15 protein-coding genes are annotated in these 22,133 nt (G+C 65.9%); 7 read left to right on the top strand and 8 right to left on the bottom strand.

Features of this window, described 5'->3' with window-relative positions; all coding sequences use genetic code 11:
- Positions 1-201: a DUF2093 domain-containing protein gene (locus tag RT655_RS16735; RefSeq protein ID WP_313539135.1), complete on the top strand. Its 201-nt coding sequence runs from the start codon at positions 1-3 to the stop codon at positions 199-201.
- The gene (locus RT655_RS16740; RefSeq protein WP_313538877.1) at positions 198-1,037 is read left to right on the top strand and encodes a M23 family metallopeptidase; all 840 of its coding nucleotides are present in this window, start codon (positions 198-200) and stop codon (positions 1,035-1,037) included. Before RT655_RS16735 ends, RT655_RS16740 begins: the two co-directional genes overlap by 4 nt.
- A 66-nt stretch (positions 1,038-1,103) precedes the next feature.
- Here RT655_RS16740 and RT655_RS16745 read toward each other — a convergent pair whose 3' ends face one another.
- Together RT655_RS16745 and clpB are read right to left on the bottom strand one after the other, a co-directional pair.
- Positions 1,104-4,079: a TonB-dependent receptor domain-containing protein gene (locus tag RT655_RS16745; RefSeq protein WP_313538879.1), complete on the bottom strand. Its 2,976-nt coding sequence runs from the start codon at positions 4,077-4,079 to the stop codon at positions 1,104-1,106.
- 509 nt (positions 4,080-4,588) lie between these two features.
- A complete protein-coding gene (clpB, locus tag RT655_RS16750) occupies positions 4,589-7,168 on the bottom strand; it encodes an ATP-dependent chaperone ClpB (RefSeq protein WP_313538881.1) in 2,580 nt (859 codons plus the stop codon).
- A 259-nt stretch (positions 7,169-7,427) separates the two neighbouring features.
- On the opposite strand from clpB, the gene RT655_RS16755 reads away from it, so the two are divergent.
- Complete coding sequence (locus RT655_RS16755; RefSeq protein WP_409530285.1) at positions 7,428-9,737, top strand: TonB-dependent receptor domain-containing protein; 2,310 nt, start codon at positions 7,428-7,430, stop codon at positions 9,735-9,737.
- A gap of 56 nt (positions 9,738-9,793) precedes the next feature.
- Here the strand turns inward: RT655_RS16755 and RT655_RS16760 are convergent, their stop codons facing one another.
- Genes RT655_RS16760 through RT655_RS16770 form a run of 3 tightly spaced genes read right to left on the bottom strand, consistent with a single transcriptional unit; the run spans position 9,794 to position 11,243 of the window.
- Positions 9,794-10,021, bottom strand: a complete 228-nt coding sequence (locus RT655_RS16760) for a hypothetical protein (protein ID WP_313538885.1) — start codon at positions 10,019-10,021, stop codon at positions 9,794-9,796.
- Positions 10,021-10,971 carry an aldo/keto reductase gene (locus tag RT655_RS16765; RefSeq protein WP_313538887.1) on the bottom strand — a complete coding sequence of 317 codons (951 nt, stop codon included), beginning with the start codon at positions 10,969-10,971 and terminating at the stop codon, positions 10,021-10,023. The genes RT655_RS16760 and RT655_RS16765 overlap by 1 nt, the downstream gene beginning before the upstream one ends.
- Before the next feature lie 38 nt (positions 10,972-11,009).
- Positions 11,010-11,243 carry a hypothetical protein gene (locus RT655_RS16770; RefSeq protein WP_313538889.1) on the bottom strand — a complete coding sequence of 78 codons (234 nt, stop codon included), beginning with the start codon at positions 11,241-11,243 and terminating at the stop codon, positions 11,010-11,012.
- 115 nt (positions 11,244-11,358) lie between these two features.
- Between RT655_RS16770 and RT655_RS16775 the strand changes: the two genes are divergently transcribed.
- The 4 genes from RT655_RS16775 to metH all read left to right on the top strand — a co-directional run bounded on the left by RT655_RS16775 (position 11,359) and on the right by metH (position 17,162).
- On the top strand, positions 11,359-12,309 hold the full coding sequence (locus RT655_RS16775; RefSeq protein ID WP_313538890.1) for a metalloregulator ArsR/SmtB family transcription factor: 951 nt from the start codon (positions 11,359-11,361) through the stop codon (positions 12,307-12,309).
- A 14-nt stretch (positions 12,310-12,323) separates the two neighbouring features.
- Positions 12,324-13,223 (top strand): methylenetetrahydrofolate reductase, encoded by a 900-nt coding sequence (metF, locus tag RT655_RS16780; protein WP_313539137.1) that lies wholly within the window; start codon positions 12,324-12,326, stop codon positions 13,221-13,223.
- A 135-nt stretch (positions 13,224-13,358) separates the two neighbouring features.
- Positions 13,359-14,405, top strand: a complete 1,047-nt coding sequence (locus RT655_RS16785; protein ID WP_313538892.1) for a homocysteine S-methyltransferase family protein — start codon at positions 13,359-13,361, stop codon at positions 14,403-14,405.
- Between the two features lie 159 nt (positions 14,406-14,564).
- Positions 14,565-17,162: a methionine synthase gene (metH, locus tag RT655_RS16790; RefSeq protein WP_313538894.1), complete on the top strand. Its 2,598-nt coding sequence runs from the start codon at positions 14,565-14,567 to the stop codon at positions 17,160-17,162.
- A gap of 18 nt (positions 17,163-17,180) precedes the next feature.
- Here metH and RT655_RS16795 read toward each other — a convergent pair whose 3' ends face one another.
- The 3 genes from RT655_RS16795 to lpdA form a co-directional block, all read right to left on the bottom strand.
- The gene (locus tag RT655_RS16795) at positions 17,181-19,226 is read right to left on the bottom strand and encodes a TonB-dependent receptor domain-containing protein (RefSeq protein ID WP_313538896.1); all 2,046 of its coding nucleotides are present in this window, start codon (positions 19,224-19,226) and stop codon (positions 17,181-17,183) included.
- A gap of 143 nt (positions 19,227-19,369) precedes the next feature.
- Entirely contained in the window at positions 19,370-20,554 is a 1,185-nt protein-coding gene (locus RT655_RS16800) for an NAD(P)/FAD-dependent oxidoreductase (protein WP_313538898.1), read from the bottom strand.
- A 91-nt stretch (positions 20,555-20,645) separates the two neighbouring features.
- Positions 20,646-22,040 carry a dihydrolipoyl dehydrogenase gene (gene lpdA / locus RT655_RS16805; protein WP_313538900.1) on the bottom strand — a complete coding sequence of 465 codons (1,395 nt, stop codon included), beginning with the start codon at positions 22,038-22,040 and terminating at the stop codon, positions 20,646-20,648.
- Positions 22,041-22,133: the final 93 nt, after the last annotated feature.

The raw sequence follows: 22,133 nt of genomic DNA on the forward strand, positions 1-22,133 counted from the left end.
ATGCTGATGTCCAACACCGCCCGCGTCGCCAAGCTGCACTATATGGCCAACGGCTTCCGCGTGCTCTCGCCGGGCGACCATGTGCTCTGCGCGGTCACCGGCGAGCGCATTTCCGTGGACTCTCTCCGCTACTGGAGCGTGGCGCGGCAGGAAGCCTATGCCACGCCTGAGGCGGCCACCAAGGCGCTGCTCGAGGCATGATCGACCGGCGGCGCTTCGCCGCGGCGATGCTGGCGACGACGCTGGTCGCGCGGACCGCCCGCGCGGGCGGGGACGTCTTTGCGCTCGACGGCAGTTTCGAGCAGGGCGGGATCGCGCGGGGGCAGGTGCCGCCCGGCACCACTGAACTGCAGTTCAACGGTCAACCCGTACCCTTCGCGACAGATCGCCGCTTCCTGATTGCGTTCGATCGCGATGCTGCGGCCACCGCGGTGCTGGAGGCGAAGACCGGCGACGGCCGCACGGTGCGGGAAGACCTGCAGATCGCGCCGCGCGATTGGAACATCTCGCGGCTGGACCAGCTGCCCAAATACCCGGTACCCAGCGCCGAATTCGAGGCACGGCGCCCCGCCGAACTTGCCCGAATCAAGGCCGCCCGCGCGCTGCAGACCGGGGCGGAAGGCTGGCGACAGCGCTTCGTCTGGCCGGCCACCGGCCGCATCTCCACGCTGTTCGGGTCGCAGCGTATCTATGCCGGGGAGCCGGGTGCCTATCATTCGGGCATCGACATCGCGCTGCCTTCCGGCACGCCAGCCCGTGCCCCGGCCGACGGCGTGGTGATTCTCGCGGCCGAGGCGCCGTTTACGCTGGAGGGCAATCTGCTGATGCTCGACCACGGCATGGGCTTGTCGAGCGCGTTCCTCCACCTCTCCCGGATCGACGTGCGCGAGGGGGCTTTGGTCCGTCAGGGTCAGCTGTTCGGCGCGGTCGGTGCTACCGGGCGGGCGACGGGGCCGCATCTTCACTGGGGCCTCACGTGGCGCGGCGCGCGCATCGATCCGCTGCTCGTCGCAGGCGCGATGACTACCGCAAGCTGAACCCAAAAAAAGAGCGGCACTCCGAAGAGTGCCGCTCCCAGGTCGATCTTCCCCGAAGGGATGGGATCAGAACTTGAACCGGGCGCCGGCGCTGAACGTCCGGCCGACGACGCCGGCATAGTGCCAGGTCGGCAGATAGTTGGTGCCCGAATAGGACGAAGTCGCGATCGGAGCGCGCTCGTTGGTGAAGTTGCCGACGTTCACATAGAAAGTGAAATCGTCGTTGACCTGCACCTGCGCATTCAGGTCCGCGTAGATGAAGCGACGAACCGAGCAATACTGGTTCAGCGCCGCATCGGTCGGGTACGGGTAGAGATCGCCGGCTGCGGCGCCGCACGACAGATCGATCTTGCCGTCCGCGCCCGGGGCCTCTTCGTCCGCCGCGACCTGCTTGATCTTCGAGACATAGTAGGTGGTTGCCGAGATGGAGAATTTCCCGATCTCCAGCGTGTTCTGCCAGTTGCCGCGCCACTCCGGCGTGCCGGCGCCCGACGAAAGCTCGTACGGGCCGACCGTGCCGACATATTTGCGGACCACGCCATCGCCGAAGTCCACGTCGAACTTCAGGATTTTGTTCACGTCCACGCGGCTGTAGAACTTCACGCCCGGCGCGATCCCGAACTCCGCCGAGGCGCCGAAGTCGAGGCCCTGGGTCTTGAAGTAACCGGCATTCACGTACGGGCCGTTGATCACCAGCACGCGCGGCAGCGCGTTGGGGAACAGCGGATCGGGCGCGTCGACGGCACCAACCGAGTAGCCGGTAGGCAGCGGGCGGCCAGCGAAGTAGTTGGCGCGTGCGGTGCCGGCGTCCGGACCGGCCACGATCACGTTCTTCTTCTTCACGTTGTAATAGTCGAGCGTGAAGCTCAGCTGACGGATCGGCTGGAACACCGCGCCGCCGGTGAAGCTGCGCGAGGTTTCCGGCTTGAGGTCCGGGTTGCCCGAGAAGCCGCCGCCGACGCTGTACGACTGCGCATACGGGTTGCTGCCGGCGCTGCAGCCCGTGGCCGTGGCGGTGCCGCCATGGGCCAGTACGAAGCTGCACGGCGGCTGGTAGGTCACGAAGCCCGGGAAGCTGGAGCGCGGGTTGCTTTCCGCGAAGGTCGGAGCGCGGAAGCCTTCCGAATAGGTGCCGCGCAGCATCAGCTCGCGGATCGGCTTCACCTTGATGCCGACTTTCGGCGAGAAGCGGCTGAAGCCTTCCGAATAATGGTCATAGCGACCCGATCCGGTGAGCTCCACTTCCTTCAGCACGGGTGCGCTGACTTCGAAATAGGCCGCGCTGACGGTGCGCTTGCCGAACGCTGCCGCGGTATTGGCGTAGTTCGTCTTGTTCGGGTTCAGACCCGGATAGTCGAGCGTCTCGCGGCGGACCTGGCCGCCGACGGCGACCTGCAGATCGCCACCCGGCAGGGTTGCGAATGCGTGCGTGATATTGCCTTCGATCGAGGCGAGCGAGCTGGAACCGCGGGCGACGATGTCCGGGGCGACGAGCTGGCGGGTCGCAGCGGTGTTCTGGCCCGGGTTGACGAAGTTATAGGCACCGGTCGCGACCGCCTGGCGCAGACCATCGATGCTGATCGTGCCGAACGAGGCGAGCTTGATGTTGTCGCGCGCGCCGACGGCCTCGACCCGCCAGTTCCAGTCGTCGCCAAACTGGCCGTTCAGGCCGAAGGTGCCGCGGATGACTTCGTTGCCGCGCTCGGTGCCCGACTTGATGTCGCCGAACGAGTAGAAGATGCGGGCGCCGCCATCGGCCGGATTGCCAGCAAAGGCCGCCGCATAGGGATTGTTCGGGTTGAGCTGGCGGTCGGCGGCCGTGGAGCAGTTCGCGCCGGACGAACAGATATAGACCGGCAACACGATGCCCGGGTTGTTCGACGCGGTGGTCGGCGACGCGCCATAGGGCTGGCGCTGGCGGATTGCCGAGGGCGCGACGTTGATGTTGACCTGACTGTGCGAATAGCTGCCCGTCACATAGGCTTCGATATTGTCGTTGAGACGGACGCTCAGGCGACCATTGACCGAGAAGCGCTCCTGGAACGGCTGGACCTGCCCATATTCGTCGGTCAGGTCGTGCGCGCAACCGGTGCCGCCCGCAGCACCGGCCACCGTGAAGGTGCGGCTGCACAGCGCAGGATTCAGCAGCTGGTACGTGCTCGCCCCGGTGGCACCGCCGGCAAAGGGATTGTTCGGGTCGCTGCCGGTGACGCGGCGTACGATGGCATTCGGCGTGTTCGAGTTGAGCGCGCTATCGGCAGTGTTCTGATCGGCCAGACCGATCGAGCTCAGATCGGTGGTGTTGAACGGAAAGCCCAGATCATGCGCCGAAATGCGACCGTCGCGCTGGTATTCGCCGTTGACGAACACGTTCCAGCCGGTCGAATCATAGTCGCCATAGCCCGCGGTCAGGTAACTGCGGACGCGCGAGGCATAGCCCTTGCCGGCGGCACCGGCTTCAACGCTGCCTTGAATGCCGGTGATGTGCTTCTTCAGGATGATATTGACCACACCGCCGATCGCTTCCGCGCCATAGGTCGACGATGCGCCGTCCTTGAGCACGTCGACGCGCTCGACGAAGCTGAACGGGATCGAATTCAGATCGACATAGGCGTTGTGGCCGTCGTCGTTGAGCGGGAAGTTGGTGGTGCGCAAACCGTCGATCAGCACGAGCGTCGACGAAACGCCGAGGCCACGCAGCGACACGGCCGAACCGCCAGCCGAGAAGCCGCCCTGGAACCCAGTCGGGATCGAGCCGGCGCCGTCGGCTGAAACGCTGCGGATCGCGTCCGCAACCGTGGTGGTACCCGCGCGCTGCAGCGTTTCGGTGCTGAGCGTGGTCACGGGCGACGTGGTTTCGGTATCGGTGCGGCGGAACAGCGAGCCGGTCACGACGATCTCGCCTGGCTGTTGCTGCTGGGCGCCCGCCGGTGCCGCCGTCTGATCCTGCGCATACGCCGGTGCGGCAAACAGCGCGACCGCGCCAAGACCTGCAAGCGCCGTCCCAGCGCGCAGACCGGATGCAAATCGAGTCAGTTTCACGTGTGATTGTTCCCTTTTGTTTCCGGCAAACCGTTTCCGGTAGGCCGGCCCTGTCTCCCCGCTTCGCAGCACGCGCGGCGCACCGCCCTGTGCAAAGCTTGCGAAAAGATTGAAGCTGGGGTTGGGAGCTGTAAACCCGGACAGAGACGCAAACGACAATGTTTGTTTCAAACTGTATCCCAAAAAGCACAGATCGTGCGCGGGAATTGTCGCAACAGGCGCTCATTGCGCACGATTGTTGCGATGCACCAAAGACAAATATGGGCAGAATGGGCAAATTTGCCTAATCTTTGAGCAAATCTGCCTCGTTAATTAACACAACATGATCCGATTTCCGGCACGCCCGACATTTTTGATCGTCGGTGTTGCGCTGCAGAGACAGCGACGGGCGAATGCATGTCGCAGGGGCGAACAACACCCTGTTCAAAGAAATTTAACGGTGGCCGCCCGCGGTCCCGCGGGTGTGGGACCAAGGCGGTGTGCCGGATAGCCCGGCACACCGCCTCGATTCACTGCACCTGCAGCGTCAGCGCGCCATCGCCTTCATCGACATGCACGGTCGATCCATCCTTCACCGCGCCGCGCAGGATCAGATCGGCGAGCGGGTCTTGGAGATAGCGCTGCACCGCGCGCTTGAGCGGGCGCGCGCCGTACACCGGGTCATAGCCCACGCGGCCCAGCCAGTCGCGCGCCGCCGGGGTAAGGTCGATGCCCACCTTGCGGTCCTTGAGCAGCTTGGCGACGCGGCCGACCTGGATGTCGACGATCGGGGCCATATGGTCTGCGCCCAACCGGTGGAACAGGATGATCTCGTCCAGCCGGTTGAGGAATTCGGGCCGGAAATGCGCCCGCACCACCTCCATCACCTGCGGCTCGACCTCTTCCACCCCGTGCCCGTCGGCCAGGTTGGTGAGATACTGGCTGCCCAGGTTCGAGGTGAGGATCACGATCGTGTTCGAGAAGTCCACCGTGCGGCCCTGGCCGTCGGTCAGGCGGCCGTCGTCCAGTACCTGGAGGAGGATGTTGAACACGTCGTTGTGCGCCTTCTCCACCTCGTCGAACAGCACCACCTGATAGGGACGGCGCCGCACCGCTTCGGTGAGCACGCCGCCTTCCTCATAGCCGACATAGCCCGGAGGGGCGCCGATCAGCCGCGCGACCGCGTGCTTCTCCATGAACTCGCTCATGTCGATGCGCACCATCGCATTGGGGTCGTCGAACAGGAATTCGGCGAGCGCCTTGGTCAGCTCGGTCTTGCCAACGCCCGTAGGCCCGAGGAACAGGAAGCTGCCCAGCGGCCGGTTCGGATCCTGCAACCCCGCGCGGCTGCGGCGCACGGCGGTGGAGACCGCCTTCACCGCATCGGCCTGGCCGATGACGCGCTTGCCGAGCTGCTGTTCCATCTGGAGCAGCTTCTCGCGCTCGCCTTCCAGCATCCGCTCCATCGGGATGCCGGTCCAGCGCGCGACCACGCCCGCGATGTCGTCGGCGGTCACTTCCTCCCGCAGCATCGCGCCCTTGGCGGCGCTCTGTGCTTCGTCGAGCTGGCGGGTGAGCTGCGGGATCACGCCATAGGACAGCTCGCCGGCGCGGGCGAGGTCACCCGCACGCTGTGCCTGTTCCAATTCCAGCCGTGCCTGGTCTAGCTGACCCTTGAGCACCGCCTCGGCGTTGATCTTGTCCTTCTCCGCCTGCCAGCGGGTGGTCAGCTCGGCCGATTGCTGCTCGAAATTGGCGAGATCCTCCTCCAGCGTGGCGAGCCTGTCGCGCGAGGCCGCGTCGGTCTCGCGCTTCAGCGCCTCGCGCTCGATCTTGAGCTGGATGATCCGCCGGTCGAGCGTCTCGATCTCCTCGGGCTTCGACTCCACTTCCATGCGGATGCGACTCGCGGCCTCGTCCATCAGGTCGATCGCCTTGTCGGGGAGGAAGCGGTCGGCGATGTAGCGGTTGGAGAGCGTTGCCGCGGCGACGATCGCCGCGTCGGTGATCCGCACGCCGTGGTGCAGCTCATACTTCTCCTTGAGCCCCCGCAGGATCGAGATCGTGTCTTCGACGGTCGGCTCGCCGACGAACACCGGCTGGAAGCGCCGCTGGAGCGCGGGATCCTTCTCGACATGCTTCTGATATTCGTCGAGCGTGGTCGCGCCGATGCAGTGCAACTCGCCGCGGGCGAGTGCGGGCTTGAGCAGGTTGCCGGCGTCCATCGCGCCCTCGGCCTTGCCGGCGCCAATCAGCGTGTGCATCTCGTCGATGAACAGCACGATCTGGCCCTCGGCGCCCTTCACCTCGTCGAGCACGCCCTTGAGCCGCTCCTCGAACTCGCCGCGATATTTGGCACCCGCGATCAGGCTGCCCATGTCGAGCGCCATCAGCGTGCGGTCCTTCAGCGTATCGGGCACGTCGCCATTGGCGATGCGCAGCGCGAGGCCTTCGGCGATCGCGGTCTTGCCGACGCCCGGCTCGCCGATCAGCACAGGGTTGTTCTTGGTGCGGCGGGCGAGAATCTGGATGGTGCGGCGGATTTCCTCGTCGCGGCCGATCACGGGATCGAGCTTGCCGGCACGCGCCGCCTCGGTGAGGTCGCGGGCGAACTTCTTGAGCGCGTCGTAGCGGTCTTCGGCCGAGGCGGTGTCGGCGGTGTGGCCGCCGCGCATGCTGTTGATCGCGGTGTTGAGTGCTTCGGCACGCACGTTGGCGGCCTGCAGCGCCTTGCCGGTGGCGGTGTTGAGGCTCAGCGCCAGCGCGACGAGCAGCCGCTCGACCGTGACATAGGAGTCGCCGGACTTCTGCGCGATCGTCTCGGCCTGGTCGAGCACGCGGACCAGGTCGTTGTCGAGACCGGGCGTCGACTGCGCGCCCGAGCCGCTGACCGACGGGATCTTGGAGAGCGCCAAGTCTGTCTCGCTCAGCGCGCGCTTGGCGTCGCCGCCCGCCGCCTGGATCAGGCCGCTGGCCATGCCCTGCTCGTCCTCGAGCAGTGCCTTCAGAAGATGCTCCGGGCTGATCCGCTGATGGTTCATGCGGATCGCAACGGTCTGCGCCGATTGCAGAAAGCCCTTGGCGCGGTCGGTGAATTTTTCGAGGTTCATGCCTGATCCCTGTTCGACGTTGACCAGCAGATAGTGTTGCAAATGGGCAACACAAGAGGAGCTGCATACGTCATGGCTATCGTAGTGCAGCTGCGATGGACAACGGGAAATCGGGACTTTTCCGAAGCGTAAATCCAATCGTCACGCGACGGTCACGATGGAGTCTCGGTAGTGAAGCGTTAACTATCGAATGTTGCAACGCCGTACGCGTAGCGCCCTGAGCGTCGAGCGAGGGGCTCGACGCTCTCCCGAGGGGATCATGCGCATGCGCATCCGTATGCTTGCCGCCGGCCTGCTCGCCGGTACGTCGCTGTTCACTGTCGGCGCGGCTTTCGCGCAAACGGCACCCACTGCCACGCTCGTCGATGATACCCAGCCGCAAAGTGGCGCCGATGACATCGTCGTAATCGGCAAGGGGGAGACGCGCCAGGTTCAGACGCTGACCCAGGCCGACATCGCCCTGCTGGCACCGGGCACCAGCCCCCTGAAGGCGATCGAGAAGCTGCCGGGCGTCAACTTTCAGGGCGCGGATCCGTTCGGCGCATATGAATGGGCGGGCCGCATCTCGATCCGCAGCTTCAATCAGAACCAGCTGGGCTTCACGCTGGACGGCATTCCGCTTGGCGACGCAAGCTACGGCAACGTCAACGGCCTGCACATCAGCCGCGCGATCATCAGCGAGAACATCGCCGAGACCCGCGTCTCGCAGGGCTCGGGCTCGATCGATACCCAGGCGACCAACAATCTTGGCGGCACGCTCGAATTCCTGTCGAGCGATCCCAAAGGGAAGCTGGGCATCGACGTCAATGCCACCGGCGGCAGCGACAATTTCTGGCGCGTGTTCGGGCGGCTCGATTTCGGCGAGCTGACACCGGGCGGCACCCGCGCCTATCTCTCCTATCTCCACTCGGATACCGACAAGTGGAAGGGCTGGGGTTCGCAGCGCATCAACCAGGTCAATGGCAAGGTCGTCACCCCGATCACGCCGGGACTGCGCGCGGTCGGCACGTTCGACTTCTCCGATCGTCGCGAGAACGACTATCAGGACATGTCGCTCGATATGATCAAGCGTCTCGGCTACAACTGGGACAACATCTCGAACGACTATGCCAAGGCGATCCTCGTCTCGGACGTCGGCGCCCACAACGGCTATACCGGCGTGACGCCGACCAATCCGGCAGCGGGCAAGGTCTATCCCGCGCCTTTTGCCAACCCAGACGACGCCTATTACAACGCCGCGGGCCTGCGCAAAGATTACCTCGCCTCGGCGGGCCTCGAGACGACCGGCGATTCGCCGGTGCACGGGGTGCTCAAGGGCTATTACCACAACAATCACGGCCAGGGCCTTTGGTACACGCCCTATGTTGCCTCGCCCAACGGCGTGCCGATGTCGCTGCGCACCACCGAATATGACATCCGCCGTGGCGGTGTGTTCGGCAATATCGGCACCAAGCTCGGCTTCAACGACGTGACTGTCGGCGGCTGGTACGAGCGCAATGATTTCCGCCAGGCGCGCCGCTTCTACGCGCTGAACAGCCGCACCGATCCGGGCCGCGATAGCCTCTCGTTCCAGAGCAATCCCTTCGCCACCCAATGGTACTGGAAGTACCAGACCGACACCGTCCAGTATTTCGTGCAGGACAAGATCGAGCTCGGCGCGCTGACCGCGAATCTGGGCTGGAAGGGCTTCGCCGTCACCAACCATGCGACGCCAATCGTCGCGGGCGGGCTCGCCGGCGGCCGGATCAAGGTGACCGACTGGTTCCAGCCGCATGCCGGCCTCAACTACCGGGTGACCGACAATGCCGAGCTGTTCGCCGGCTTCACCCAGGTGACCCGCGCCTTCGTGTCGGCGGCGACCAGCGGCCCGTTCGCGACGACCCAGGCCGGCTTCGACGCGCTCAACAGCGGCGCGACCAAGCTCAAGCCTGAAGCGTCGGACACCTATGAAGTGGGCGGCCGCTATCGGAGCAGCATCTTCACCGGCTCGCTGGCGGGCTATTACGTCAACTTCCGCAACCGCCTGCTGGCGGTGACGACCAGCGCCGGCATCGTCGGCAACCCGGCGATCCTGCAGAATGTCGGCGACGCGCGCTCGGTGGGTGTCGAGGCGACCGGCGACGTGCGCCTGCCGATGGGCTTCGGGCTGTTCGCCTCATACAGCTACAACGACTCGACCTATCGCGACGACGTCGTCACCGCGAGCGGCGTCATCCCCACCAAGGGCAAGACGGTGGTCGATTCGCCCAAGCACATGCTGAAGGGCGAAGTGACCTGGTCGGGCCAGGGCTTCAACGCCCGTGTCGGCGCGAACTATATGAGCAAGCGCTACTTCACCTACACCAACGACCAGTATGTCGACGGCCGCGTGGTGGTGGATGTGACCCTCGGCTACAAGTTCGACCTGGGCGGGCGCAAGCTGGAGCTGCAGGGCAACGTCACCAACCTGTTCGACAAGAAGTATATCTCGACGATTGGTACCAACGGGTTCGGCAACAGCGGCGACAACCAGACGCTGATGGTCGGCGCGCCGCAGCAGTTCTTCCTGACGCTGAAGGTCGGCCTGTAAACGCCGAGAGGAGAGGGTGAAGGGGGCGGGGCACCAGGTGCTCCGCCCTTTTTCGTTCAGCCGGTGACGATCGGATAGGTGATCCGCAGCTCGTCGAGCAGCTTCTCCACCGCCGCGACGTCGCCCGCCGCGCCGCTGGGGGCCAGCGACCAGTTGCAATGCGGGTGCGTCTCGGCGTCGTAGACGCGCACCTTGCCTAGCACGGTCTTCCAGCGGCGGACGGTGCCGCCATGGCGGCGGACGAGTTGCGCGACGATGCGCTCGATCAGGTCGGCTGCGGTCATCAGGCCCCGGCGGCAGTCAGGCGATCAAGCTGGTCGTGGCTGAGTTCCACGTCCCAGGCGCCGATCAGTTCGTCGAGCTGCTCGATGCTCGTCGCGCTGGCGATCGGCGCGGTGACGCCGTCCTGCGCCGCCAGCCAGGCGAGCGCGATCTGGGCTAGGCTCGCCCCAGTCTCGGCCGCGACTTCGTCCATCACCGCCAGCACCGCGCCGCCCTTGCCGGCGAGCAGCTTGGCCATGCCCCCGCCGCGCACGCTCTTCGAGAGATCGGCTTCGCTGCGATACTTGCCGGTAAGGAAGCCCGAAGCGAGGCCGTAATAGGGGATCACGCCGAGATTATGGGTGATGCACAGGTCCTGCAGCTCGCCCTCGAACTTGCGGCGGCTGACCAGATTGTATTCGGGCTGGAGCACGCGGAAGTGCGGCAGCCCTTCCTTTGCGGCGAGGTCGAGCGCCGACTTGAGCCGCATCGCATGGAAGTTGGAGGCGCCCAGCGCGCGGACCTTGCCCGCGTCGATCAGCGTGCCGAACGCCGCGAGAACCTCTTCCTGCGGCACGTTCTCATCGTCCTGATGGGCGAAATAGAGGTCGATCGTCTCGATGCCGAGCCGCTGGAGGGATGCCTCGGCCGCCGCCGCGATCCGCGTCGGGGCCAGCTTTTCGCCGCCTTCGCCCGGCAGCATCCCGACCTTGGTGGAAATCAGCACCTGGTCGCGCTTGCCGGAGGTGCGCAGCCATTCGCCGATCACGCTTTCGGATTCGCCGCCCTGATGGCCCGAGACCCAGGCCGAATAGACATCGGCGGTGTCGATCATCACCCCGCCGCGCTCCGCGAAGCGATCGAGGATGCGGAAGCTGGCGGCCTTGTCGGCGGTCCAGCCGAACACGTTGCCACCCAGCACGAGCGGCGAAATCTCGAGGCCCGAAGCGCCGAGGTGGCGAAGATGCGGCATGGCTGGTCTCCGAAGAAAAAGGGAGGGCGGGAAACGCGTCAGTCGGTAATCTCGTTGCCGGCCGGGCCACTCTCGTTGCCATAGGCGCTTTCGGCATTGGCGAAGGCCGCATCCTCGGCGGCGTTCACGTCGGCGACGGCATCACCCATCGTGTTGCTGTCACCGGCCATCGCCTCATTGGCTTCGGCGGCTTCGTTCTTCGCCTGGTTGCCGCAGGCCGACAGGCCGGTGAGCGCCAGCGCGGCGACGGGGAGGAGGAGGAGCTTGCGCATGGGAATGGGTTCCTTCACGGGTTCGGCTCGGGGCTAGCCAGAGGCGCAAACGCACGCAACCGCGCAGCGATGCGTTGACCTGATATAAAGATATCTTTATATCTCTAAGCCGCCCATGACAGAGCCCCTCGCCATCTTCCGCGCGCTTGCGGATTCAACCCGGTTGCGGATCGTCGCCCTGCTGCGCGCGATGGAGCTGAGCGTGGGCGAGCTGGCGCAGGTGCTGGGGCAGAGCCAGCCGCGCGTTTCCCGCCATGTGAAGATCCTGTGTGACGCCGGCGTGGCCGAGCGGCGCAAGGAAGGCAGCTGGGTGTTCGTGGCACTCGGCCGGCGGGCGGTTACCGCACCGGTGCTGGCGGCGCTCGACGCCTGGGAACTGACGGGCGATTCTTCGGTGCTTGCCGATCAGGCACGGCTCGACGCGGTGCGTGCCGATCGCGCCAGCGCGGCCGAAGCCTGGTTTGAGAGCAATGCGGGGCAGTGGGATGCGATCCGCTCGCTCCACGTCGCCGAAAGCGAAGTCGAGGCTGCAATGGGCACCGCGCTGGGCGAGGACTCGCTGGGCACGCTGGTCGATATCGGCACCGGCACCGGCCGCATGCTCGAACTGTTCGGCCCGCGTGCCGCGCAGGCGGTAGGGATCGATCGCTCCTCCGAAATGCTGCGGCTGGCGCGCGCCAAGCTGGCCGATCTCGGCCATGCCGAACTGCGTCAGGCCGACCTCTACGCGCTGCCGCTGCAGGATGGCGCTGCGGATACTGCTATATTGCATCATGTGCTCCACTTCGCGCAGCAGCCGGCGGCGGCGATCGGCGAGGCGGCACGCGTGCTCGGGCCCGGCGGACGGCTGCTAATCGTCGATTTCGCGCCGCACGAGCGCGAGGAACTGCGTACTCGCGATGCGCATGCGCGGCTGGGCTTCTCGGACGAGCAGATGCTCGGCTGGTTCGATCGCGCCGGGCTCGCCCCGGTGCAGGTGCAGACGCTGGAAGGCGGCGCGCTGACGGTGAAATTATGGCTCGGTCGCAAGACCGGGGAGAGCGTGGAAAAGGTGAAGGCGGCATGAGTATCGTAGACCCCATGGCACCGCCCCTGTTCGCCGATGTGGCGGGCGATGTGGCGGTGAGTTTCGAATTCTTCCCGCCCAAGACCGAGAAGATGGAAGAGACGCTGTGGCAGTCGATCGAGACGCTGTCGCCGCTCGGGCCGCGGTTCGTGAGCGTCACCTATGGCGCCGGCGGCACCACCCGCGAGCGCACCCATGCCACGGTTTCAAAGATCGCGCGCGAGACGCCGCTGGCGGCCGCCGCGCACCTCACCTGCGTCGAAGCGACGCGCGAGGAGATCGACCAGATCGCCGAGGAATACTGGGCGGCGGGCGTGCGCCACATCGTCGCCCTGCGCGGCGACCCGCCCCGCGCCGGCGAGAAGTATCGCACCCATCCTGGCGGCTATGAGAATGCTGCGGATCTCGTCGCGGGTCTGCGCCGGCTCCACCCGTTCGAGATTTCGGTAAGCGCCTATCCCGAATGCCATCCGGACTCGCCGAGCCCCGAGGCCGATCTCGACAATCTGAAGCGCAAGATCGATGCCGGTGCCAACCGCGCGATCACCCAGTTCTTCTTCGAGGCCGAGACCTTCCTGCGCTTCCGCGACCGCGCGGCGTCGGCGGGGATCGATGCCGAGATCGTGCCAGGCATCATGCCGGTGATGAATTATGCCAGCGTGGTGAAGATGTCCGCCATGTGCGGCACCGACGTGCCGGCCTGGATGGAGAAGCTGTTCGAGGGGCTCGACGACCATCCCTCGGCGCGGCAGCTGGTGACGGCGACGCTGACCGCGGAACTGTGCCGCAAGCTCTATGCCGGCGGCGTGCGGCAGTTCCACTTCTACACGCTCAACCGCGCCGAGCTGAGCTACGCCATCTGCCACCTGCTGGGCCTGCGCCCGCGGCAGCAGGCGGCGGTGGCGGCGGCGTAACGCGACCTAAGCCCCTCCTCCTGGGAGGAGGGGGTGGGGGTGGAGGGATGCCAGAACGCTGGTTGGTCTCGGTGAGACCCGGCCCCACCCCAAACCCCTCCCCTGAAGGGGAGGGGCTTACGTGAGGAATTTGACATGACTGCACGCGAGAAACTGCTGGCCGAAGCCGCCAAGCGCATTCTGATCACCGACGGCGCATTCGGCACCGAGATCCAGAACTGGAAGCTCGACGAGGCCGCCTATGCCGGCACCCTTGGTCTTTCGCACGACCAGAAGGGCAACAACGACATCCTCGCGCTGACCAAGCCCGAGGTGCCCGGCTCGATCCACCGCGCCTATTTCGAGGCCGGCGCCGACATCGCCGAGACCAACACCTTCTCCGCCAATCGGATCAGCCAGGCCGATTACGGCGCCGAGCATCTGGTGCGCGAGATCAACATCGAGAGCGCCAAGCTCGCCCGCAGCATCGCCGACGAGTATGAAGCCAAGGACGGCCGCCCGCGCTTCGTCGCCGGCGCGCTCGGCCCGACCAACAAAACGCTGTCGCTCAGCCCGGACGTCAACGATCCCGGCTATCGCGAGATCGACTTCGATTACCTCAAGGACGTGTACCGCGAGCAGATCGACGCACTGGTCGAAGGCGGCATCGATTTCGTGCTGATCGAGACCGTGTTCGACACGCTCAATGCCAAGGCCGGCATCATGGCGGCGATCGAGGCGGGCGAGGCGCTGGGCCGCGACCTGCCGATCATGCTGTCGATGACGCTCACCGACCTGTCCGGCCGCAACCTCTCGGGTCACACGGTCGAGGCGTTCTGGCACGCGGTGCGCCATGCCAAGCCGGTGACGATCGGGCTCAACTGCTCGTTCGGCGCCGAGCAGCTGCGTCCGCATGTGAAGACGCTGTCGGCGCTGTGCGACACGCTGATCATGGTCTACCCGAACGCCGGCCTCCCCAATGAGCTCGGCGCCTATGACGAGATGCCGGTCACGACGGCGGGCCTTGTCAAGGAATGGGCGGATGCGGGGCAGGTGAACATCCTGGGCGGCTGCTGCGGTTCGACGCCCGCGCATATCGGCGCGATCGCCAAGGCGGTGCAGGGGCTGAGCCCGCGCGCCATCCCGACGCCGGAAGTGCGCACGCGGCTTGCCGGCCTCGAACCGTTCACCATGGCGGCGTGACCGACTAAATTCTCCCCGGAACGGGGAGGGGGACCGCGCGGCGCAGCCGCGTGGTGGAGGGGGCGCTCCGCGAGCGAGTCCCCTGCGGCAACCCCCCTCCACCATGCTTCGCATAGTCCCCCTCCCCGTGCCGGGGAGGATCTAAGAAGAACCCAGATCATGACCACGCCTTCCTCCACCAACTTCGTCAATGTCGGCGAGCGTACCAACGTCACCGGATCGGCCCGCTTCAAGAAGCTGGTGATGGCCGGCGACTATACCGCCGCGGTCGAAGTCGCGCGCCAGCAGGTCGAGAACGGCGCGCAGGTGATCGACGTCAACATGGACGAGGGCCTGCTCGACGCCGTCGAGGCGATGACCACCTATCTCAAGCTCATCGCCGCCGAGCCGGACATCGCCCGGGTGCCGGTGATGGTCGACAGCTCCAAATGGGAGGTGATCGAGGCGGGGCTCAAGTGCGTCTCGGGCAAGCCGATCGTCAATTCGATCAGCATGAAGGAAGGCGAGGAAGCGTTCCTGACCCATGCCCGCAAGTGCATGGCGTACGGCGCCGCGGTGGTGGTCATGGCGTTCGACGAGGTCGGCCAGGCGGACACGCAAGCGCGCAAGGTCGAGATCTGCGAGCGTGCCTACAAGCTGCTCACCGGCATCGGCTTCCCGCCCGAGGACATCATCTTCGATCCCAACGTGTTCGCGGTGGCGACGGGAATCGAGGAGCACAACAACTACGGCGTCGACTTCATCGAGGCGTGCCGCGAGATCAAGGCGCGCTGCCCGCACGTCCATATCTCGGGCGGCCTGTCGAACCTGTCGTTCAGCTTCCGCGGCAACGAGCCGGTGCGCAAGGCGATGCACAGCGTGTTCCTCTATTACGCGATCCCCGCGGGCATGGACATGGCGATCGTCAACGCCGGCCAGCTCGACGTGTATGACGCGATCGATCCCGAGCTGCGCCAGGCCTGCGAGGACGTCATCCTCAACCGCGACCCCGAAGCCGGCGACCGGCTGGTGGCGCTTGCCGAAAAGTATCGCGGCACCGATGCGGTAGCGGAGAAGCAGGCGGCGGAGTGGCGCAGCTGGCCGGTGACCAAGCGGCTCGAGCATGCGCTGGTCAAGGGCATCGACATGTATGTCGTCGAGGATACCGAGGAGTGCCGCCTCGCCTTCGCCCGCCCGATCGAAGTGATCGAAGGCCCGCTGATGGACGGCATGAACGTCGTCGGCGACCTGTTCGGCTCGGGCAAGATGTTCCTGCCGCAGGTGGTCAAGTCCGCGCGCGTGATGAAGAAGGCGGTCGCGCATCTGCTGCCGTATATCGAGGCGATGAAGGAGCCCGGGGCCAAGGGCAAGGGCAAGATCGTGCTCGCCACAGTGAAGGGCGACGTGCACGACATCGGCAAGAATATCGTCGGCGTGGTGCTCCAGTGCAACGGCTTCGAGGTGGTCGATCTGGGCGTGATGGTGCCCTGGTCGAACATCCTCCAAGCGTCGATCGACAATGATGCCGACATGATCGGCCTGTCGGGCCTGATCACGCCGAGCCTCGACGAGATGGTGACCGTCGCCGAGGAAATGCAGCGCGCGGGCATGACGATGCCGCTGCTGATCGGCGGCGCGACCACCAGCCGCGTCCACACCGCGCTGCGCATCGACCCGGCCTATACCGGCCCAGTGGTGCACGTGCTCGACGCGAGCCGCGCAGTAGGCGTGGCGACCGCGCTCGTCTCCGACACCCAGCGCGATCCCTATGTGACCAAGATCGCCGACGAATATGAGCATGTCCGCGTCACCCGCGCGGGCAAGGGCCAGAGCGAGCTGCTGCCCCTGGAGGACGCGCGCGCCAATGCCTTTGAGGCGGACATGTCCCTCAAGCCGGGCAAGCCGCGCATGCCGGGTGTTCATGCGTTCGACGACTGGGACCTCAAGGACCTGCGCGACTATATCGACTGGACGCCCTTCTTCCGCGCCTGGGAGCTGGCCGGCAATTACCCGACGATCCTGCAGGACGAAGTGGTCGGCGAAAGCGCGACCTCGCTGTTCGCCGATGCGCAGAAGATGCTCGACAAGATCATTGCGGAGCGCTGGCTCACCGCGCGCGGCGTCGCAGGGCTGTGGCCGTGCCGCCGCGAGGGCGACGACGTGATCGTGCATCTGGAGCGCGAACATGTCCGCCTGCCGTTCCTCCGCCAGCAGATCGCCAAGCGCGAGGGCCGCGCGAACATGTGCCTGGCCGACTTCATCGATCATGACGGCGACTGGATCGGCGGCTTCGCGGTCTCGATCCACGGCATCGAGCCGCACCTCGCCCGCTTCAAGGCAGCGATTGACGATTATTCGGACATCCTGCTCAAGGCGCTCGCCGATCGTCTCGCCGAAGCCTTTGCCGAGCGGCTCCACAAGTTCGTCCGCACCGCGCTCTGGGGCTATGCCGAAGGCGAGCAGCTCGACAATGACGCGCTGGTCCGCGAACAATATCGCGGCATCCGCCCGGCGCCCGGCTATCCGGCCTGCCCCGAGCACAGCCTCAAGCCGATCCTGTTCGACCTTCTCGATGCGCACAAGCGCACTGGCATCAGCCTGACCGAGAGCTTCGCGATGCTGCCGACGGCGGCGGTGTCGGGCTTTTATTTCGGCCATCCGCAGGCCGAATATTTCGGCGTGGCGCGCGTCGGGCCGGACCAGCTCAAGGATTACGCGGTCCGCCGGGGGATCAGCGAGGAATTGGCGACCCGCTATCTGCGGCCCAATCTGGACTGATCCACGTCGCCGGGCGCGTCACAGCGTCCGGCGGATCTGCACGTAGAGATACTGGCCGCGACGCTGGACGCGCCGCTCGCGATAGGCCAGCGGCGCGGCGTTGCGCTCGCCGGTGTACACGTCGCGGTCGTAGATCCGCGCGGGGTCGGTAAGGTTGCCCGCGTCGAGCCGGATGGCGAGCCGTTTGCTCGGCTTCCAGATGCCGTAGATCTCGAAGGTCGGCTGGATCTCGGTCGTCCGGAACTCGCGGATGCGATACAGATTCGCCCCGGGCTGGCCGCAGCTGCCATAGACGCCATAGGTGAAGCGGCCGCCGAACAGATCCTGGCTGAAGCTGCCCGAACAGGTAAACGGGACCTCGTTGGTGAATCGCCGCCGTTCGCCGGTCAGCGGATCGCTGACGTGGCTGCGCACCAGCTCGGCATTGCCGCGAAAGCGCGCATTCCTGATGCCCAGCTTGTCGAACGGCAGCGTCAGCGCGCTCGAGAGCGTGTCGCGGGTGCCGGTGCCGATATTGCCGATCGCGTCGAAGCCGCCCTCGAGCGGAATATAATCGATCACGTGGCGCGTCGCTTCGTGCTTGGCGCCGAGTTCCAGCGCGCCCTTGCTCCAGAATCGATGCTCGATCACCGCTTCCAGCGTCAGCGTTTGTTCGGGCTGCAGATCGCCATTGCCGGCGCGCACCGTGCCCAGGTTGATCTCCGTCGCCGCGACGAAATTGGTGAAGTCGAGCTGACTTACGCTCTGCTCCGCGCGCAGCCGGATTTGGTCACGCGCCGTGGGCCGCAGGGTCAGCTGCAGCCGCGGCTTGGGGTAGAAGAAGGACCGGCTGCGCTGGCTGTCGCCATCGGCGCGGATCCGCGACATTTCGGCACGCAACCCGGCCTCCAGCGTTACCGGCGCGGACGGCTGCCAGCGCGCCAACCCGAACAGCTCGCCGCGTACCTCGCTGACGAACACTTTCTCGTCGGGCAGCGCCACGGGTGCGCCCTGCTCGGTATAGGTCGTGCGGTTGTCGAGGAAATTATAGGCGATTTCGCCGCCGCCCTCGAACGACAGCTTGGCATTCGTCTTGTGCCGCAGGATTGTGCGCAGAACCGATTCCCCGGTACGCGACTGCTGGCCGAAGGTGGAAGCGAAGGTGCCGATCAGCGTGTCCGAATCGTAGCCGATATGCCCCAGCCGCTGCAGCCCGATCACCTCTATTTCGCTCTTCTGGCCGAGCGGTCGCGTCCAGTTGGCGCCCAGCTCGCCCTTCCATTGGTGGGTGATGTCGGTGGCGCGGCTGTTGTCCCCCGTTCCTTCCACCGTCGTCGCGATGAAGCTGGTCGGGTAATCGAGATAGTCGAACCGGCCGTTGACGGTCAGCAGCCCGCCCCCGGCGGCGCGCTGGATCGTCGAGCGCAGCGTTGCGGTGCGGTCTCGGTCCCATAGGTCCAGCGACTGGCGAACGAGCAGATTGCCCGCAGCGTCGCGGCGGACGCGATAGCCCTGCGCGGTGCCGCTGGTGCGATCGCTGATCACCTCCAGCGACACCTCGTCGCGACGGTCGCCGTCACGGCGGGCATATTGCAGCGTCACGTCGGGACCGACATAGCCGTCGTCGTAAATGTAGCTCTGGAAGTTGATCAGCGTCTCGGTAGAGGCAGTGCGCTTGAGCACGACATTGGCGATCACCGCGCGGCCCTGCATATCGATCCCCGGCGCGCCGCCGCGGATCAGCTCGATCCGCGCGACGCTGCCCGCGCTGATTCGGCGCAGGATTTCGCCCAGCCCGTCGGTCTTGGAAGCGGGCGGCTTGCCGTCGATGAGGACGTTGCCGGTATTGCCGGCGATCCCGCGCGCATCGCCATTGCCGACGTCGAGCGTGAAGCCAGGCAGGCGCTGCACCATGTCCAGTGCTGTCGGCAGCGCGGTATTGGCGAAGAATTCCGGACCGTAGATCAGCACGCCGCTGGCAGGCGAAGCAGCCCGGGAGTCGACGGCGGGATCAGGCTGCTGTTGCGCCTGTGCGGTCACCGGGCAGGCCAGTATCGTGGCTGCCAATACGCACCGAACTTTCATTGCCGACCTGAAATGTCCCCCCGGACCAGCATGATAGCGGATCTCGTAAAGATTTCTGGCCGAAGACCCACAACTTATGCAATTGAAAAGGTCTCGTTACGCAACTTTACGCGGGGTGACGTGCTGTTTGCGCAACAGGCGGTCTACAGTGCCTGTGCTGCGGCCCAACCGCTCGCCCACGCCCATTGAAAGTTGTAGCCGCCCAGCCAGCCGGTGACGTCCACCGCCTCGCCGATCGCGTACAGGCCGGGCACTTTGCGCGCTTCCATCGTCCGGGAAGACAGGTCGGCGGTGCTGATGCCGCCAACCGTCACTTCGGCCTTGGCGAATCCTTCGGTGCCGTTCGGCGTGAAGGGCCAACGTGCCAGTTGCGCCTCTGCTGCGTCCAGCAGCGCGTCGCGGCAATTGCCGAGTTCGCTGGGCAGGGCGATGCGTTCGGCTAGCGTCGTGGCGAGTCGTTCGGGAAGCTGGCGGTTGAGCAGGTTGCGGAGCCCGAGCCGGGGTTCGGCGCGCTTTGCGTCACGCAGCCAGCCGATTGACTGCTTGGGCAGGAAATCGATCGCGATCGATTCGCCATGCTTCCAATAGGAGGAGACCTGCAGGATCGCCGGCCCGGAAAGGCCGCGATGGGTGAAGAGTGCCGCCTCGTGGAAGGCTGCCTTGCCGGCATGCGCGGCGACGGGGGTGGCGACGCCGGAAAGGTCGCGAAACAGCGCCTGATCGGGGCCGAGGGTGAGTGGGACAAGGGCAGGACGCGGCTCGACGACCTTGAGGCCGAAGCGGCGGGCGAGGTCATAGGCGAAGCCGGTTGCACCAAGCTTGGGAATGGCGGGACCGCCGGTGGCGATGACGAGGGCAGGGGCCTCGGCGGCGCCCTTGCTCGTCGTCACGCGGAAGCGGCCATCGGCATGGTCGACCGCGGTGACGCCTGCGCCGAGCTCGATCGTCACGCCGCCCATCGCGCATTCGCCGAGCAGCATGTCGACGATCTGCTGCGCAGAGCCGTCGCAGAAGAGCTGGCCCAGCGTCTTCTCGTGCCAAGCGATGCCGTGCCGTTCGACCAGCGCGAGGAAATCCTGCGCGGTGTAGCGGCCGAGCGCCGACTTGGCGAAATGCGGGTTGGCGGAGAGGTAGCGATCGGGCGCTGTGCCGAGATTGGTGAAATTGCATCGCCCGCCGCCCGAGATCAGGATCTTCTTCCCCGGCGCCTCGGCATGATCGAGCAGCAGGACGTTGCGTCCGCGCTGACCTGCCATGGCGGCGCAAAACATCCCCGCCGCGCCGGCGCCGAGGATGATCGCGTCATGGGTGCCGAGGGATGCTTGCATGGCGAGCCGTTAGCGTGGTTTTGGGGCTCCGAACAGCAAAACGCCGCCGGGGATGCCGGCGGCGCTTGCTTCAGTCCAAAGGTGAATCGGATCAGATGTGGATCGGCTTGCCAAGCACGCCCATCGCCGCTTCCTTGATCGCTTCGGAATGCGTCGGGTGGGCGTGGCAGGTATAGGCGATGTCTTCTGACGTCGCACCGAACTCCATCGCCTGCGCGACCTGGGCGATCATCGTGCCGGCCGGCGGCGTGATGATCCAGGCGCCGAGCACCTTGTCGGTCTTGGCGTCGGCGATCACCTTCACCCACCCGGTGGTGTCGTCGATCGCCTTGGCGCGGCTGTTGCCCGCCATCGGGAACTTGCCGACCTTCACTTCGCCCTTTTCGCGCGCCTGCTCCTCGGTGAGGCCGACGCCGGCGATTTCGGGGTGGGTGTAGACGACACTCGGGATCACCGCATGGTTCACGATGCCGGTGAGGCCCGCGATGTTCTCGGCGACCGCGATGCCTTCGTCCTCGGCCTTGTGCGCGAGCATCGGGCCCGGGATCACGTCGCCGATCGCCCAAACGCCGTCGACGGCGGTGCGGAAGCTGTGGTCGGTCTCGATCTGGCCGCGCTGGTTGGTCGTCAGGCCGATCTTGTCGAGGCCGAGGCCATCGGTGTTGGGACGACGGCCGATCGCGACGAGCACGGCATCGGCTTCGATCGTCTCCGCGGCACCACCGGCGGCGGGCTCGATCGTGACCGTAGCCTTGTCGCCGTTGACGGCAACGCCGGTCACCTTGGTGGAGAGCTTGATCTCCATGCCCTGCTTCTTGAAGATCTTGGAAGCTTCCTTCCGCACCTCACCGTCCATGCCGGGGAGCAGCTGGTCGAGATACTCGACCACCGTCACCTTGGCACCGAGGCGCTGCCAGACCGAGCCGAGCTCGAGCCCGATCACGCCGCCGCCGATCACGACCATGTTCGCCGGCACCTTCTCCAGCGCGATCGCGCCGGTGGAGTCGACGACGACCTTCTGGTCGACCGTCACGCCCGGCAGCGGGGTGACCGACGAGCCGGTGGCGATCACGATGTTCTTGGCGGTGACGGTGCGCTCGCCCACCTGCACGGTGTGCGCGTCGATAAAGGTGCCGCGGCCCTTCACCCATTCGATCTTGTTCTTCTTGAACAAGAATTCGATGCCGCCGGTCAGGCCCTTCACGGCCTTGTCCTTGTCGGCCATCATCGTCGGCAGGTCGAGTTCGACCGAGCCGAGCTTGACGCCGTGCTTGGCGAGCGCGCCCGAGGCGGCCTCGTAGAACAGCTCGGACGCGTTCAGCAGCGTCTTGGAGGGGATGCAGCCGACGTTGAGGCAGGTGCCGCCCAGCGTCTCGCGGCTCTCGACGCAGCCGGTCTTGAGGCCCAGCTGCGCCGCGCGGATCGCCGCGACATAGCCGCCGGGGCCGGAACCGATGATCAGGACGTCGAAATCATATTCAGCCATTGTTCGCTCCACGCGTGCTCCGGCCTTGGCGGGAGCGCAGGGGAATAGCCCCTAAAGGGTTTTGCGCCCCCGCTTTGGGGCGGGAGCGCAAGG

Origin of the sequence: Sphingomonas sp., assembly GCF_032114135.1 — a bacterium.
Taxonomy (GTDB): Bacteria; Pseudomonadota; Alphaproteobacteria; order Sphingomonadales; family Sphingomonadaceae; genus Sphingomonas.

Coding starts and splice junctions, on each gene's coding strand:
- metH (WP_313538894.1), top strand. CDS start 14,565: ATGACCACGCCTTCCTCCACCAACTTCGTCAATGTCGGCGAGCGTACC.
- RT655_RS16755 (WP_409530285.1), top strand. CDS start 7,428: ATGCGCATGCGCATCCGTATGCTTGCCGCCGGCCTGCTCGCCGGTACG.
- RT655_RS16770 (WP_313538889.1), bottom strand. CDS start 11,243: ATGCGCAAGCTCCTCCTCCTCCCCGTCGCCGCGCTGGCGCTCACCGGC.
- metF (WP_313539137.1), top strand. CDS start 12,324: ATGGCACCGCCCCTGTTCGCCGATGTGGCGGGCGATGTGGCGGTGAGT.
- RT655_RS16740 (WP_313538877.1), top strand. CDS start 198: ATGATCGACCGGCGGCGCTTCGCCGCGGCGATGCTGGCGACGACGCTG.
- RT655_RS16765 (WP_313538887.1), bottom strand. CDS start 10,971: ATGCCGCATCTTCGCCACCTCGGCGCTTCGGGCCTCGAGATTTCGCCG.
- RT655_RS16760 (WP_313538885.1), bottom strand. CDS start 10,021: ATGACCGCAGCCGACCTGATCGAGCGCATCGTCGCGCAACTCGTCCGC.
- RT655_RS16785 (WP_313538892.1), top strand. CDS start 13,359: ATGACTGCACGCGAGAAACTGCTGGCCGAAGCCGCCAAGCGCATTCTG.
- clpB (WP_313538881.1), bottom strand. CDS start 7,168: ATGAACCTCGAAAAATTCACCGACCGCGCCAAGGGCTTTCTGCAATCG.
- RT655_RS16800 (WP_313538898.1), bottom strand. CDS start 20,554: ATGCAAGCATCCCTCGGCACCCATGACGCGATCATCCTCGGCGCCGGC.
- RT655_RS16735 (WP_313539135.1), top strand. CDS start 1: ATGCTGATGTCCAACACCGCCCGCGTCGCCAAGCTGCACTATATGGCC.
- RT655_RS16775 (WP_313538890.1), top strand. CDS start 11,359: ATGACAGAGCCCCTCGCCATCTTCCGCGCGCTTGCGGATTCAACCCGG.
- RT655_RS16795 (WP_313538896.1), bottom strand. CDS start 19,226: ATGAAAGTTCGGTGCGTATTGGCAGCCACGATACTGGCCTGCCCGGTG.
- lpdA (WP_313538900.1), bottom strand. CDS start 22,040: ATGGCTGAATATGATTTCGACGTCCTGATCATCGGTTCCGGCCCCGGC.